Source organism: Sphingobium sp. LMA1-1-1.1 (assembly GCF_040676365.1).
Lineage (GTDB): Bacteria > Pseudomonadota > Alphaproteobacteria > Sphingomonadales > Sphingomonadaceae > Sphingobium.
On sequence record NZ_JBEGHS010000001.1, the window covers coordinates 342,149 to 355,984 of the forward strand.

General features: G+C 60.7%; 12 protein-coding genes and 1 tRNA gene. 7 read left to right on the forward strand and 6 right to left on the reverse strand.

The window, feature by feature from the left end:
• The first annotated feature begins 186 nt into the window (after positions 1–186).
• Positions 187–885 carry an NAD-dependent deacylase gene (locus MRBLMA1_RS01715; RefSeq protein WP_363734660.1) on the forward strand — a complete coding sequence of 233 codons (699 nt, stop codon included), beginning with the start codon at positions 187–189 and terminating at the stop codon, positions 883–885.
• A 45-nt stretch (positions 886–930) separates the two neighbouring features.
• Here MRBLMA1_RS01715 and MRBLMA1_RS01720 read toward each other — a convergent pair whose 3' ends face one another.
• The 3 genes from MRBLMA1_RS01720 to MRBLMA1_RS01730 all read right to left on the reverse strand — a co-directional run bounded on the left by MRBLMA1_RS01720 (position 931) and on the right by MRBLMA1_RS01730 (position 2,817).
• Positions 931–1,956, reverse strand: a complete 1,026-nt coding sequence (locus MRBLMA1_RS01720) for a FecR family protein (RefSeq protein ID WP_363734661.1) — start codon at positions 1,954–1,956, stop codon at positions 931–933.
• Positions 1,874–2,479 carry an RNA polymerase sigma factor gene (locus MRBLMA1_RS01725; RefSeq protein WP_133652140.1) on the reverse strand — a complete coding sequence of 202 codons (606 nt, stop codon included), beginning with the start codon at positions 2,477–2,479 and terminating at the stop codon, positions 1,874–1,876. The genes MRBLMA1_RS01720 and MRBLMA1_RS01725 overlap by 83 nt, the downstream gene beginning before the upstream one ends.
• A gap of 146 nt (positions 2,480–2,625) precedes the next feature.
• On the reverse strand, positions 2,626–2,817 hold the full coding sequence (locus tag MRBLMA1_RS01730) for a hypothetical protein (protein ID WP_363734662.1): 192 nt from the start codon (positions 2,815–2,817) through the stop codon (positions 2,626–2,628).
• 140 nt (positions 2,818–2,957) lie between these two features.
• On the opposite strand from MRBLMA1_RS01730, the gene MRBLMA1_RS01735 reads away from it, so the two are divergent.
• The 6 genes from MRBLMA1_RS01735 to MRBLMA1_RS01760 all read left to right on the forward strand — a co-directional run bounded on the left by MRBLMA1_RS01735 (position 2,958) and on the right by MRBLMA1_RS01760 (position 10,902).
• Positions 2,958–3,042: transfer RNA gene (locus MRBLMA1_RS01735), tRNA-Leu, on the forward strand.
• Between the two features lie 67 nt (positions 3,043–3,109).
• The gene (gene tig, locus MRBLMA1_RS01740; RefSeq protein ID WP_363734663.1) at positions 3,110–4,717 is read left to right on the forward strand and encodes a trigger factor; all 1,608 of its coding nucleotides are present in this window, start codon (positions 3,110–3,112) and stop codon (positions 4,715–4,717) included.
• 187 nt (positions 4,718–4,904) lie between these two features.
• The gene (locus tag MRBLMA1_RS01745) at positions 4,905–5,882 is read left to right on the forward strand and encodes a glycosyltransferase family 2 protein (RefSeq protein ID WP_133652137.1); all 978 of its coding nucleotides are present in this window, start codon (positions 4,905–4,907) and stop codon (positions 5,880–5,882) included.
• A 113-nt stretch (positions 5,883–5,995) separates the two neighbouring features.
• On the forward strand, positions 5,996–6,631 hold the full coding sequence (gene clpP / locus MRBLMA1_RS01750) for an ATP-dependent Clp endopeptidase proteolytic subunit ClpP (RefSeq protein ID WP_363734664.1): 636 nt from the start codon (positions 5,996–5,998) through the stop codon (positions 6,629–6,631).
• 132 nt (positions 6,632–6,763) lie between these two features.
• Positions 6,764–8,032, forward strand: a complete 1,269-nt coding sequence (clpX, locus tag MRBLMA1_RS01755) for an ATP-dependent Clp protease ATP-binding subunit ClpX (RefSeq protein WP_176590957.1) — start codon at positions 6,764–6,766, stop codon at positions 8,030–8,032.
• A gap of 362 nt (positions 8,033–8,394) precedes the next feature.
• Complete coding sequence (locus MRBLMA1_RS01760; protein WP_363734665.1) at positions 8,395–10,902, forward strand: TonB-dependent receptor; 2,508 nt, start codon at positions 8,395–8,397, stop codon at positions 10,900–10,902.
• 51 nt (positions 10,903–10,953) lie between these two features.
• Here MRBLMA1_RS01760 and mtgA read toward each other — a convergent pair whose 3' ends face one another.
• The 3 genes from mtgA to MRBLMA1_RS01775 form a co-directional block, all read right to left on the reverse strand.
• Positions 10,954–11,649 carry a monofunctional biosynthetic peptidoglycan transglycosylase gene (mtgA, locus tag MRBLMA1_RS01765; RefSeq protein ID WP_363734666.1) on the reverse strand — a complete coding sequence of 232 codons (696 nt, stop codon included), beginning with the start codon at positions 11,647–11,649 and terminating at the stop codon, positions 10,954–10,956.
• A 191-nt stretch (positions 11,650–11,840) separates the two neighbouring features.
• Positions 11,841–12,755 carry an RNA polymerase sigma factor RpoH gene (gene rpoH / locus MRBLMA1_RS01770; RefSeq protein ID WP_133652132.1) on the reverse strand — a complete coding sequence of 305 codons (915 nt, stop codon included), beginning with the start codon at positions 12,753–12,755 and terminating at the stop codon, positions 11,841–11,843.
• 75 nt (positions 12,756–12,830) lie between these two features.
• Positions 12,831–13,826, reverse strand: a complete 996-nt coding sequence (locus tag MRBLMA1_RS01775) for an RluA family pseudouridine synthase (protein ID WP_363734667.1) — start codon at positions 13,824–13,826, stop codon at positions 12,831–12,833.
• Positions 13,827–13,836: the final 10 nt, after the last annotated feature.

Below are 13,836 nucleotides of genomic sequence, written 5' to 3' on the forward strand. Positions count from 1 at the left end.
TCCCCAATCTGGTCGCACGGCCGATGCCAGAACGGGGTGGCCTTGTCATCCCCGTGCCGCAAAAGCGGCTCCATGGAAATCGGCGAATGCGTTGTAGTGGCGGACAGACTGGGCTCGCGAAATATTGCCGGAACAGCGCTCCATGAGGCATAGGCCCTTCACGCCGCCATCGCACGGGACCATGACATGGACGACATTCGCAACATCGTGATCCTGACTGGAGCGGGGATTTCGGCCGAAAGCGGCCTTGCCACCTTTCGCGGACCCGACGGATTGTGGGAAGGGCATCGGGTCGAGGACGTCTGCACCCCTGAAGCCCTCGAGCGGAACGCCGCCCTGGTGCATCGCTTCTATGATGAGCGGCGAGCCAGGCTGGCCGAGGTGGAGCCCAACGCCGCGCATGAGGCGCTGGCGGCGCTTGATGCGGAATGGCCTGGCGAGTTGCTGATCGTTACCCAGAATGTCGACGATCTGCACGAGCGGGCAGGGGCGCAGCGGCTGGTCCACATGCATGGGGAGTTGCTGTCCGCCCTTTGCGCGGCTTGTGGCAAGGCCATGCGATGGACGCATTCCTTGCCGCCGGGATCGATTTGTGATGGGTGCGGTAGTCGAGCGTTGCGGCCCGATATCGTGTTCTTCGGAGAAATGCCGTACCAAATGGATCTGATCGACGACGCACTGCGACAAGCCGACCTGTTCGTTTCGGTCGGCACTTCCGGAGCGGTCTATCCGGCTGCCGGATTCGTGCAGACCGCGCGCCATGTGGGCGCCCGGACGCTCGAGTTGAACCTGGAGCCGTCGGCCGGCAGCTTTTATTTCGAGGAAAGCCGGATGGGCGCTGCGAGCGTCCTGGTGCCTGCGCTGGTGCGCGAACTGCTGGCTTGATCCGGAGCGATTGGGCCGCCGCGCATGGTCCGAAGATTCGCGCCCTTATTTGTTGGCACCATCCGCCGCAATGTCTTCCTCGTCCTGATACAGCAGCATGACGGAGCCGTCCTGACCGTCGACCACGCGGATCGGCAGGCTCGATCGGAGTGCCGAGAGGAATGCCTTGCTGTCGGTGATGCGGAAGCGTCCGCCGACGCGGAGAGAGGAAACCCGCGTGTCGCCTATCAGGATCGGCGCCACGCGGTAGCGGTTGAATTCGTTGGCCGCCTGTTCGATCGTCTCTCCGTCCAGTTCCACCATATGCTCGCGCCAGGCAGTGCGCTGATCGATCAGACGCGGATGCAGATGGGTGAGCGATACGCTGCGCGGCTGGATCACGGCACCGCTTCCGGCGCTGATCTGCTGGCCCGGCGTGTTGCCCGTATAGGCCGTGACAGTGCCTTGCGTGACTGTCAGTTCCACCACCGCCGGACGAAGCCGCACGTTGAAGGCCGTGCCCACGGCTCTGATGACGGCGGAACGGACCTCCACGTCGAAGGGACGGGAACGGTCGTGTGAGACGTCGAAAGAAGCTTCGCCTTTCAATATGCGGACCTTGCGACCACGGTCGGTGAAACGCACTTCGGCGGCGCTGTCGCTGTTGAGGTGCAGGGTAGAGCCATCGTTGAGCGCGATGTCGCTGATCTGCCCTATCCTTGTTTCATAATGGTCCACGCCGCTGAATGTGCGAATAGTGACGATGGCGGCAATGATGAACAGCATCACCGCAATGGCGGCGGCGACCATGATGTTGCGCGAGAGGCGGCGCTGCTGCTCCTCGCTGACAATGGCCTCCAGCGGGGGCAGGTTGACTTCGGCGGCGGCGCTCTTCAGTCGCTCGGCCGCCTCCCAGGCGGCTTCGGCGCGGGCGAATGCCACGGCGTGGCGGGCATCGGCTGCGATCCAGCGGCAGACTTCAATTTCGGTTTCGGTTCCGTGGGCGCTGTTAAGCCTTGCCAGCAGGCGCGCGGCTTCCGCCTCGATCTCGTCCCTGCTTTCGCAGCCCGATTCTGGTCCCGACGCCCGCACGTTCGAAATCCGTTTCCTCACGTTCCGCCCAGGCCCGCATAACTATTGTGATCGCTTTGGCCAGATGTTTTTCAACAGTAGAAACGGACAGGGACATTTCGCCCGCTATTTCCAGCATCGATTTTTCGTGGATGCGGCGGAGAATGAAGACCCGGCGGCATTGCGGGGGAAGCGCGTCGACCATCGCCTCGACCTGGCGCAGGGCTTCACGGGCGTGGAGTTGCGCTTCCACATCATTTTGGCCCTGCAGCAGCTCCAGATCGGCGATGGTTTCGAAACTCACCACCTTGTTCCGCCGGGCCGTATCGATCACCAGATTGCGGGCAATGGTGAAAAGATAGGCGCGACCCGTGGTCACATTTTCCCAGTTGTCGGTAGCGTAGGCGCGGGCAAGAACCTCCGCGACCATATCCTCCAGTTCCTGATTGGCGGGCAGGATCCTCCGGAGACGCCCCCTGAGAGCAGCTTCCTGTGGCAGGATCACTGCCTTGAACCATTCCAGCTTAGCGCGAACCCCTTGCACGATGACCCCCTTGTTGTCAGCCGCGCCTCTCCCGCATTCATCTGTTTGTCATAGTTCAATCATGGATGCAGGGGCCTGTCCAGCGCCTGCGCAACCATTATTTCCCTTGTCTGTGGAAAACCCGCCCGCTGTGGCCAAAATATCGGTCAGCCGGGAGGAAGTTCGGGGGGCGTCCGGTCAGGTTGGTCGAAATCGGGACTATCGGGCAGGATTTCGGGCGGCTGGCCGGCCGGCGTCTCTTGCGGCGCGTCGGGGGCGGGGGCTTCGGGCGGCGATTGGGGGTTGATCCGGTCGGGGGGCGGCAATATGTCCGGCGCAGTATCGGGTCTGGTGGCCATCGTTTTTCTCCTTGGCATGGCTACGCGCGGGCGTGCAAATGGGTTCCGTTTGGACTTATCCACCGGTTATCCACAGGCTGGACCGCTTGCCCTTGCTTCATGGGCAGCTTTTCTCTATGTCGCGCCGACCGGCGACCGATGCGGGCGTGGCGAAATTGGTAGACGCGCCAGATTTAGGTTCTGGTATCGCAAGATGTGGGGGTTCGAGTCCCTTCGCCCGCACCAGTGCGCCAGACTCATGGATGCGCAGGCGCCAACGAAATTCAGCTGAAGAAAGCGTTTGAGAGAAGAGATGCAGACTGTCGAGACGTTGAACGAGGGCCTGAAGCGCGCCTACACCGTGACCATCACGTCGAAGGATATCGACGCCCGCGTGGAAAAGGAAGTGGCCGCCATCGCGCCGCAGGTGCGCATGCCCGGCTTCCGCCCCGGCAAGGTGCCCGCCAATCTCGTCAAGAAGATGCACGGCGAGTCGTTGCAGCGTGACGCGCTCAACAGCTCCATCCAGGACAGCATCCAGAAGCTGATCGCTGACCAGAAGCTGCGCCCCGCGATGCAGCCTTCGGTCGAGCTGGACGAGAATTTCGAGTTCGGCAAGGACGCCGAGGTCAAGGTCGCTCTGGAAGTGCTGCCTGAAATTACCGCGCCGAGCATCGAAGGTCTGAAGCTGGAGCGTCTGACCGCCGAAGTCGCCGACGCGCAGGTCGATGAGGCCGCCGGCCGCATCGCGACCCAGCAGGGCGCTCTGGAAGAGCATTCCGCCAGCCACAAGGCCAAGGACGGCGACACGCTGACCATCGATTTCGTCGGCAAGATCGGCGACGAAGCCTTTGAAGGCGGTTCGGCCGAGGATGTGAAGCTGAAGATCGGTTCGGGCCAGTTCATCCCGGGCTTCGAGGAGCAGCTGACCGGCGTCAAGAAGGGCGACGAGAAGACCATCACCGTCACCTTCCCCGAAGATTATGGCGCTGCGCACCTTGCGGGCAAGGAAGCGACCTTCGACATCACCGTCAAGGCGATCCTGAACGCTGACAAGCCCAAGCTGGACGATGATTTCGCCAAGTCGCTGGGACTGGAAGGTCTGGACAAGCTCAAGGAGCTGCTGAAGGGCCAGATCGAGCAGGAACATAACGGCCTGACCCGTACCTATATGAAGCGCAAGTTGCTCGACCAGTTGGCCGCTTCGCATGATTTCGACGTGCCGCCCAGCATGGTCGAGGCCGAATTCAACCAGATCTGGGCCCAGCTTCAGCATGAAGCGAGCCATGAGGAAGATCCCGAAGCGGCCCTCAAGGAAATGGAAGCGGAGAAGGAAGACTATCGCGCCATCGCGGTGCGTCGCGTCCGCCTCGGCCTGCTTCTTTCGGAAATCGGCCAGGCGAACGGCGTGGTCGTCAGCGAGCAGGAAATGAATCGCCTGATCATGCAGGCCGCGCAGCAGTACGGCCCACAGGATCGCGAGCGTTTTGTCCAATATGTCCGTCAGGACCCCATGGCCGCCGCGCAGCTTCGCGCGCCGCTCTATGAGGACAAGGTCGTCGATTTCCTCTTCGAAAAGGCTGAAATCACTGATCGTGCCGTCAGCCGCGAGGAACTGGAAGCAGCGATCGAGGCGGAGGATGGCGATCTGAAGCCGCATGTCCATGGTCCGGACTGCGGCCATGATCACGATCATGACGAGAAGCCCAAGGCGAAGAAGGCTGCGCCGAAGAAGAAGGCTGCCGATGCCGAGGCCGCGGCGCCCGTAGAGGCTGCTGCCGAAGAGGCTCCCGCCAAGAAGGCGCCGGCGAAGAAGGCCGCTGCCAAGAAGGATGAGGCCGTCGCTGAAGAGGCTGCAGCCGAGGAAAAGCCCAAGGCCAAGAAGGCTCCTGCCAAGAAGGCCGCCGCCAAGGCTGAGTGAGCTCTGCCGATATGGATGGACAAGCGCCCGGCTTCGCAAGGAAGCCCGGGCGCTTTTCATTTCGGACGCGGCATGGCAGAGGAAATCCCAAGCGGTTCCGCCATCTCCGCGAAGATGGGGTAAGTCGCCTTTGCGAGAGCATGGATCGTCTCTGGGCAATGTGCGGGGCAAGAAGGTTTGTGGGGCGATGAAGGAATTTCCGGCAGCAGGAAGCGAAGCGGGCGTAGCCATGCCGCGGGTCGCGGTCATCCTGCCCTGTTATAACGAGGCCGGCGCTATTGTTCGGACGGTGGAGGATTTCCGCCAGGCGCTCCCTTCTGCCGAGGTCTATGTCTTCGACAACAACAGCACGGACAGCAGTCGCGAACTGGCGGCCGGGGCAGGGGCGATCGTCCGGCGCGTGGCGCAGCAGGGCAAGGGCCATGTGGTCCGGCGCATGTTCGCGGATGTGGACGCCGACATCTACATCATGGCTGATGGCGACGCGACCTATGAAGCGGCTGCCGCGCCGAAGATGGTGGCGGCAATGCTCGAAGACAATCTCGACATGGTCGTGGGAGCAAGGCGCAGCGAGATTGAGGAGGCCTATCGGCGCGGGCACCGCTTCGGCAACTGGGCGCTCACCAGCCTGCTCAAGCGGCTGTTCGGGCGGAGTTTTACCGACATATTGTCCGGATATCGCGTCTTTTCCCGGCGGTTCGTCAAAAGCTTTCCTGTCCTTTCCGCCGGTTTCGAGATCGAGACGGAGATCAGCGTGCACGCGCTGGAACTCGCCATGCCGGTGTCGGAGGTGGTCACGGCCTATGGCGCGCGGCCGGAAGGATCGGTGAGCAAGCTCAGTACATATCGGGACGGCTGGCGCATTTTGCGGACGATCATCACGCTCTATCGCATCGAACGGCCAATCCTCTTCTTTGGCATCATCGCCGCGCTGCTGGCATTGACAGGGCTGGTCCTCGCGGCCCCGCTGATCGTCACCTATATGAAGACGGGGCTTGTGCCGCGCTTCCCGACCGCCATATTGGTGACGGGCCTCATGATCCTCGCCACGCTTTCGGGCATGTGCGGCCTCATATTGGATACGGTGGTGCGCGGCCGTCGAGAGATTCGCCGGCTTGCCTATCTCGCCTTCAAGGCGCCTTCCGACTTCGCCCGGCGCGACTGATTGCGCCCCGTTCAGCCAAGCAATCCGACCGCGTTTCACGCGACCCCTTGAACAGTCCGTCTTTTGTGCCGATGTAGAGCACGGGCAAAAGCAACACACCCTGAAAGAGCAAAATGACCGATATCATGTCCGATCCCATGGCCGCTCTGGTCCCCATCGTCATCGAACAGTCGAACCGGGGCGAGCGCAGCTTCGACATCTATTCGCGCCTCCTCCGCGAGCGGATCATCTTCGTGACCGGGCAGGTCGAGGATCATATGGCCTCGCTGATCGTCGCTCAGTTGCTGTTCCTTGAGTCGGAAAATCCGAAGAAGGACATCTGGATGTACATCAACTCGCCCGGCGGCGTGGTGACGTCCGGCATGGCGATCCACGACACGATGAAATATATCCGTCCCCAGGTCGGTACCGTCTGCATCGGCCAGGCGGCCTCCATGGGCAGTTTCCTGCTTGCCGCTGGCGAGCCGGGCAAGCGCATCGCGCTTAGCAACGCCCGCATCATGGTGCACCAGCCATCGGGCGGCGCCCAGGGCATGGCGTCCGACATCGAGATTCAGGCAAAGGAAATCCTGCGCATCCGCAGCCGTCTCAACAACCTCTACGTCCAATATACGGGGCGTTCGCTAGAGGAAGTGGAGCGCGCCATGGACCGTGACACCTTCCTGGAGGCAGAAGAGGCCAAGGCGTTCGGGCTCGTGGACGAGGTGTTCGACCGCCGCCCGGCGTTGGCGGAAACTGCCGAGGGCTAAACCCATATTTGCCGCACGCGCCCTTTTCTCCCCTTGTGAAACGGGCGCGTCGCGGTCTAGGATGATCCTAGGACCACCATATCCCTCACCACAGGCGGCAGTTCGCCTGGCAGAGGGAAGAGAGAATGGCGAATGACTAAGCTTACGGGCTCCGATTCTAAAAGCACGCTTTACTGCTCCTTCTGCGGCAAGTCGCAGCATGAGGTGCGTAAGCTGATTGCGGGGCCGACCGTGTTCATCTGCGATGAGTGCGTGGAACTGTGCAACGACATCATCCGCGAGGAAACCAAGGGCGGTCTCGTCGGCAAGAAGGATGGCGGCGTGCCGACCCCGCAGGAAATCTGCGATGTGCTGGACGATTATGTGATCGGCCAGAACCGGGCGAAACGCGTCCTCTCCGTCGCTGTTCACAATCATTACAAGCGCCTCAACCACGGCACGAAGCCGGGTGAGGTGGAACTGGCCAAGTCGAATATCCTGCTTGTCGGCCCTACCGGCTGCGGCAAGACGCTGCTGGCCCAGACCCTGGCCAAGACATTTGACGTGCCCTTCACCATGGCTGACGCCACCACGCTGACCGAAGCCGGCTATGTGGGCGAGGATGTGGAGAACATCATCCTCAAGCTGCTCCAGGCATCCGACTATAATGTCGAGAAGGCGCAGCGGGGCATCGTCTATATCGACGAGATCGATAAGATCAGCCGGAAGGCGGAGAACCCCTCGATCACGCGCGACGTGTCGGGCGAAGGTGTGCAGCAGGCGCTGTTGAAGCTGATGGAAGGCACGACTGCCTCGGTTCCGCCGCAGGGCGGCCGCAAGCATCCGCAGCAGGAATTCCTGCAGGTCGACACGACGAACATCCTGTTCATCTGCGGCGGGGCGTTCGCAGGCCTGGAAAAGATCATCGGCGACCGTCTGGAAGCCAAGTCGATCGGCTTCGGTGCCCATGTCGCTGCTCCCGAAGAACGCAAGACCGGGGAATTGCTGCGTCAGAGCGAACCGGAGGATCTGCTGAAATTCGGCCTCATCCCGGAGTTTGTCGGCCGTCTGCCTGTGATCGCGACGCTGGAGGATCTGGATGTGGCCGCGCTGGTCAAGATCCTGGTCGAGCCGAAAAATGCTTTGGTGAAGCAATATGCCAAGCTTTTCGACATGGAGAATGTCGAGCTCAGCTTCACCGACGATGCTTTGACCGCGATCGCCAGAAAGGCGATCGAGCGGAAGACCGGTGCGCGCGGACTGCGGTCCATTCTTGAGGCGATCCTGCTCGACACGATGTTCGACCTGCCCTCGATGGAAGGCGTGGGCGAAGTGGTGGTCGACAAGGATGTGGTCGCCGGCAACAAGGAACCGATTCGCGTATTCAGCGAGAAGGACAAAAGGGCCGAAGACGCGGCCTGAATCCAACCTTCAGGAATTGAAATTTGGGGGTCGGCGATGTTTCGCCGGCCCCTTTTTCATAAACTTCGACGCGGTCGCACAAAAAATCCTGCTGCGTTGCAAAACTGCACCACTGTTAAACAGCGAAATTGGCCGCAATTATAATCATTTGAAAACAATGAGTTATGTAAAAGGCGGAAAGTCCCTTGAACCCGCTTTCTGGCGATACGCGGCTGCGGTCATCCTGATGCTATTATATTGTCGTAAAACTGTAATCAGAGCATCACAGGGCCGTTGCTATCGGCTGCCACAGGCGGCGCCAGCTCCACAGAGCAAAATAAGAGCTGGCACGATACGCCAACTTCCAAAGGGACAAAAATCATATGAAACAGCTTCTTATGTTTAGCGCAGCGCCTGTCGCTGCCGTCTTTGCCGTGGCTGCGCCTGTCGCTGCACTCGCTCAGTCGACCGGATCCATCGACTTCGAAAATGAGATCGTCGTCACGGGCGCGACCGTCGACAAGGGCGTCGCTGGCGTGCTGCTGCCCGACACCAGCAAGGCCAAGGTCGTGCTGGGCGCGGAGTTCATCCAGGCGCAGACGCCGGGCCAGAGCATCAACGAAGTCATCAACCAGCTGCCGGGCGTCAGCTTCCAGAACAACGATCCTTTCGGTTCGGCTGGCGGTACGCTCACCATTCGCGGTTTCGACGACAGCCGCATCTCGCAGACCTTCGACGGCCTGCCGCTGAACGACACCGGTGGCTATGCGCTTTATTCGAACCAGCAGCTCGACCCGGAAATCATCGATCAGGTGAACGTCAATCTGGGGACCACGGACGTCGACAGCCCGACTGCCGCAGCGACAGGTTCGACCGTCAATTATCGTTCGATTAACCCGAGCGAGGAATTCGGCGCAAAGATGGTCGCTTCGGTCGGCGATTTCAGCTTTTTCCGTCTGTTTGGCATGGTTCAGACCGGCAATTTCACCCCATGGGGCACGCGGGCCTTCTTTTCGGCCAGCCGGGCAAGCAACGACGCCATCTATGGTGGCATCGGCGAGATCAACAAGCAGCAATATAACGCCAAGATCTATCAGCCGATCGGTAGCAACGGTGACTTCATATCGCTCGCCGGTCATTTTAATAAGAACCGCAACAATTTCTTTGGCTCGGTGCCGCTGCGTGTCGATGATGGTCGCGTCGTGGGCAGCTCCAGCGCCAACCGCTTCCCGACCAGCAAGGACGAGCGCTTCTACGAAACCGCGCGTTGCACCATTCCGAACCCGGTCGCGGGCGTGGCAGATGTCGCGAGCGCCTGCGGTTCCGACTATGAATATCGCTACAATCCGTCCGACACGGGCAATATCCGTATCAACTCGCGCTTCACCTTGGCTGATGGCCTGATCCTGACGGTGGATCCGAGCTATCAATATACCAAGGCCAATGGCGGCGGTACGAGCATCGCTTCGGAAGGCCGCACTCCGGCCAGTTCGGGGCTGGCAGGGCAGGTCGGCTTCATTCAGGGCTCTTCGAGCGCCACCCAATATTATTTCGGGCGCGATCTCAACGGCGACGGCGACATGCTGGACACCATCCGCCTTGTGACGCCGAGCCAGACCCAGACGCATCGCTATGGCCTGATCGCATCGCTACGTTACGACATCAACGATCATCACACGATCCGCGTGGCCTACAGCTATGATCGCGGCCGTCATCGCCAGACCGGCGAAGCGGCTTATCTGCGCACCGATGGCTTCGGATCGGAATATTTCGCGATCGACGATCCGATCGCGGACGTGAACGGCAATCTGGTCGAGAAGCGCAATCGCCTCTCTTATGCAATCCTGCATCAGGTTTCGGGCGAATATCGCGGCGAATTCGATGCGCTGACCGTGAATCTTGGTCTGCGTGCACCTTTCTTCAAGCGCGACCTCAACAATTATTGCTTTACCGCGACGGCGGGCGGCAATCTGCGGTGCTTTGGCGACGATGCAGCGTCGGTTGCCTATGCGGCGGCCAATCCGACCATTCAGGGGCCGCAGCGGCGCGTCTTCAAATATGACAAGCTGTTGCCGAACGCAGGCATCGTGTTCGATCTGAGCGGGGCTGCCAGCCTGTTCGCCAACTATTCGAAGGGTTTGCAGGTGCCGGGTACGGACAATCTGTACAACAGCTTCTTCTATGCTCTCGATACCGAAGGGGCTAATCCCAGCCCGGAAACCACCGACAATTTCGATCTGGGTGTCCGTTACCGCACCAGCAAATTGCAGGCGCAACTGTCGGGTTGGTACACCATCTACCATAACCGTCTGGCGCAGGCCTATGATCGTGATCTCAACGTCACCATCTACCGCAATCTGGGCCGGGTCGACAAATATGGCGTTGATGGGAGCGTGACCTATCAGCCGATTCCGGAACTGATGTTCTACGCCTTCGGCTCTTACCTCAAGTCCGAGATCAAGGACGATGTCCAGCTGAATGCCACTACGGTCGGCCAGACCGCGGGCAAGCGGGAATCGGGTGCGCCGGTCTATACATTGGGCGGCCGTGTGCAGGGTGAGGTCGAGGGCTTCCGGCTGGGCGTCCAGGCGAAGCGCACCGGTCCGCGTTATGTGAACGACCAGAATCTGCCGGTATATCAGACGATCAACGGGGCCTTGACCCAGGTCTATGGCGCTAAGGCCCCGGCCTATACGGTGGTCGATCTGGACGCACGCTATTCGCTGGAAAAATTCGGGGCACCGGGTGTGGCGATCCAGCTGAACATCACCAACCTGTTCGACAAATTCTATGTCGGTGGTTTTGATGGCACCCTGTCCAACACTAGCATCACCTTCGCGCAGATCGGTGCGCCGCGCACCTTCATTGGGTCTGTGGTCGTCGGTTTTTAAACCAGCGTCACAGTAGGGATATGGGAGGGCGCGGAGTGATCCGCGCCCTCTTCATTTCAGGCAGCTATCCAGCCCGTCACGCTGCACGATGCCGATGCGGGCGGAAATGCTGTTGCCGTAGCGGCGGGTGAAGCCGTGCGGGTCGATGGCTTCGCGCTTCTTGGGAAGCGGCAGGACGGCGGCCAGGCGGGCGGCTTCGGGCCGGGTCAGATGCTGGGCGCCATGGTGGAAATAGCGGATGGCACCCGCCTGCGCGCCATATGTGCCGATGCCGGTTTCCGCGACGTTGAGATAGACTTCCATGATCCGCCGCTTGCCCCAGATTGCTTCGATGAGGAGGGTGAACCAGGCTTCCAGCCCCTTGCGGATGAAACCGCCGCCCTGGAAAAGAAACACATTCTTTGCCGTCTGTTGGCTGATGGTCGAGCCACCGCGGATGCGCCCGCCGCTGGCATTGTGGCGCATCGCCTGGGCGATGGCGACCGCGTCGAAGCCGTGATGGCTGCAAAAGCGGCTATCCTCTGCGGCGATGGCGGCGCGCGCCATGTTCGGATCCATCTTGTCCAGGCTCATCCAGTCCTTGGTGATGCCGTTGGGGTCCAGCAGCATTGTCCAGGTCACGGGCGGAGGGATGAAGCGATAGACCACCACCATCAGCAGGGAGAGTGCGACGAAACCACCGATGATCTTGAGGATGATCCGGATCCAGCGGGAGCGGCGACGAGGGGAAGCGGACTTGGAGTTCATATTGCCGTGGTAACGCCGTTGCGCGGCGGTGCAAGATGGAGCGGGATGGCTCGCAATTGCACCATGAGGAAAAATTTCGGACGTGAGCGCGCCCTCCGCCGGACTGTTTTTGCCGGGGGGACGGCGCGCAGCGAGCAGGCACGAAAAAGCCCCGGATGTTCATCCGGGGCTTTGTCCTTTACCCAATCCGGTCAGATGGTGGCGAGGCGGGAAATCTTGCCCAGCTTGTCGCCTGCAATCCGCATCATGGCCTTTTGCAGTTTCTCGAACGCGCGCACCTCAATCTGGCGAACACGCTCGCGGCTGACGCCATAGACCTGCGAAAGTTCCTCCAGCGTCTTGGGTTCCTCCGCCAGGCGGCGCTCGGCCAGAATATGCTTCTCCCGGTCGTTCAGGTCATCCATCGCTTCGACCAGCATGTCGTGGCGCAGTTCGCTTTCCTGCTGGTCGGCGACCCGTTCGTCCTGAAGCGGATCGGTGTCGGCCAGCCAATCCTGCCACTGGCCCTCGCCATCTTCGCGCATCGGGACGTTGAGCGACGTGTCGCCGCCCATCGCCATGCGACGATTCATGGAGATGACATCCTCCTCCGTCACGCCCAGATCGGTGGCGATCTTCTTGACGTCGTCGGGATGCAGGTCGCCATCCTCGAAGGCTTCGATATTGTTCTTCATCCGGCGCAGGTTGAAGAACAGCTTCTTCTGCGCAGCGGTGGTGCCCATCTTCACCAGGCTCCACGACCGCAGGATGAATTCCTGGATCGAAGCGCGAATCCACCACATGGCATAGGTCGCCAGACGGAAGCCGCGATCCGGCTCGAATTTCTTCACGCCCTGCATCAGGCCGATATTGCCCTCGCTGATCAGTTCGCTGACGGGCAGGCCATAGCCGCGATAACCCATGGCGATCTTCGCCACGAGGCGCAGATGCGAGGTCACCAGTTGCGCCGCCGCTTCCGAATCAGCATGTTCGGCATAGCGTTTTGCGAGCATATATTCCTGCTCGGGCGTCAGGATCGGAAATTTGCGGATCTCCGACAGATAGCGGTTGAGGCTGGCTTCACCGCCCAGCGCAGGAACCGCGGGGACATTGGTCTTTCCGGCCATGTCGTCACCTTTCCCTTTCATGCGCGGCGGGACCCAGAAGAGGCGTCCAAGGCGCCGTCGCAAACTTGTTCAAATCTATACGTGAAGCTCGCTTAACAGTTCCTGCATATCGACAGGGAGTTTGCTGTCGAAGCTGAGTGCCTCACCCGTTAATGGATGTATGAACCCCAGCCTTTTTGCGTGCAATGCCTGCCTTTTGAAACCCAGCGTTTCCAGTATCGATTTGAAACCTTTTCTTTCTCTACCGTAAACCGGGTCACCGATCAAGGGGTTGCCGATATGCGCCATATGAACGCGCACCTGATGCGTTCTCCCGGTCTCCAGCCTGCATTCCACCAGGGCGGCGGCGCGCAGCTTCTGCAATGTCCGATAATGGGTCACGGCATGTTTGCCGCGTCCTTCCCGATGAACCGCCATCTTCTTTCGATCGGCGTCGGAACGGCCGATCCATGTGTCGATCGTGCCCGACAATGGTTGAGGTACGCCATAGACGATCGCAGCGTATAGCCGGTCGATCGAATGTGCCTTGAACTGCTGCGCCAACCCCTCATGAGCGCGATCGGATTTGGCTACGACCAGCAGGCCCGACGTGTCCTTGTCGATGCGGTGGACGATGCCTGGGCGCGCCACCCCGCCGATCCCGGACAGCCGACCCTGACAATGATGAAGCAGCGCATTGACCAGGGTTCCGTCCAGGTTGCCCGCAGCCGGATGGACCACCAGGCCGGCAGGCTTGTCGATGACGATCAGGTCGGCATCTTCATGGATGATGTCGAGCGGTATGTCCTGTGCAGCGGCCTCAGCCGCGATCGGCGGAGGCAGGACGATGGCGAAGGCCTGTCCGGTTGTGACCTTCATTGATGGGTTTGGCATTGATGGGTTTGGCATTGATGGATTTGGGAGCCGGCCTGCGTTCGCATGCCGACCTTCCGTCACATGGCCCTCCAGGATCAGCGCCTTCAAGCGCTCGCGCGAAAGGTCGGGAACCAGTTCGGCAAGGGCCTTGTCGAGCCGCATGCCATCCTGCGCCTCGCTTATGGTCGCTTCAATGATGGAAACCCCCGAACCCATTGGGTAGGAA

What these genes read in the sequence shown, in the direction of transcription:
- clpX (WP_176590957.1), top strand. Translation starts at nt 6,764, where the DNA reads ATGACTAAGCTTACGGGCTCCGATTCTAAAAGCACGCTTTACTGCTCC.
- rpoH (WP_133652132.1), bottom strand. Translation starts at nt 12,755, where the DNA reads ATGGCCGGAAAGACCAATGTCCCCGCGGTTCCTGCGCTGGGCGGTGAA.
- MRBLMA1_RS01745 (WP_133652137.1), top strand. Translation starts at nt 4,905, where the DNA reads ATGAAGGAATTTCCGGCAGCAGGAAGCGAAGCGGGCGTAGCCATGCCG.
- MRBLMA1_RS01730 (WP_363734662.1), bottom strand. Translation starts at nt 2,817, where the DNA reads ATGGCCACCAGACCCGATACTGCGCCGGACATATTGCCGCCCCCCGAC.
- MRBLMA1_RS01775 (WP_363734667.1), bottom strand. Translation starts at nt 13,826, where the DNA reads ATGGGTTCGGGGGTTTCCATCATTGAAGCGACCATAAGCGAGGCGCAG.
- tig (WP_363734663.1), top strand. Translation starts at nt 3,110, where the DNA reads ATGCAGACTGTCGAGACGTTGAACGAGGGCCTGAAGCGCGCCTACACC.
- MRBLMA1_RS01715 (WP_363734660.1), top strand. Translation starts at nt 187, where the DNA reads ATGGACGACATTCGCAACATCGTGATCCTGACTGGAGCGGGGATTTCG.
- clpP (WP_363734664.1), top strand. Translation starts at nt 5,996, where the DNA reads ATGACCGATATCATGTCCGATCCCATGGCCGCTCTGGTCCCCATCGTC.
- mtgA (WP_363734666.1), bottom strand. Translation starts at nt 11,649, where the DNA reads ATGAACTCCAAGTCCGCTTCCCCTCGTCGCCGCTCCCGCTGGATCCGG.
- MRBLMA1_RS01760 (WP_363734665.1), top strand. Translation starts at nt 8,395, where the DNA reads ATGAAACAGCTTCTTATGTTTAGCGCAGCGCCTGTCGCTGCCGTCTTT.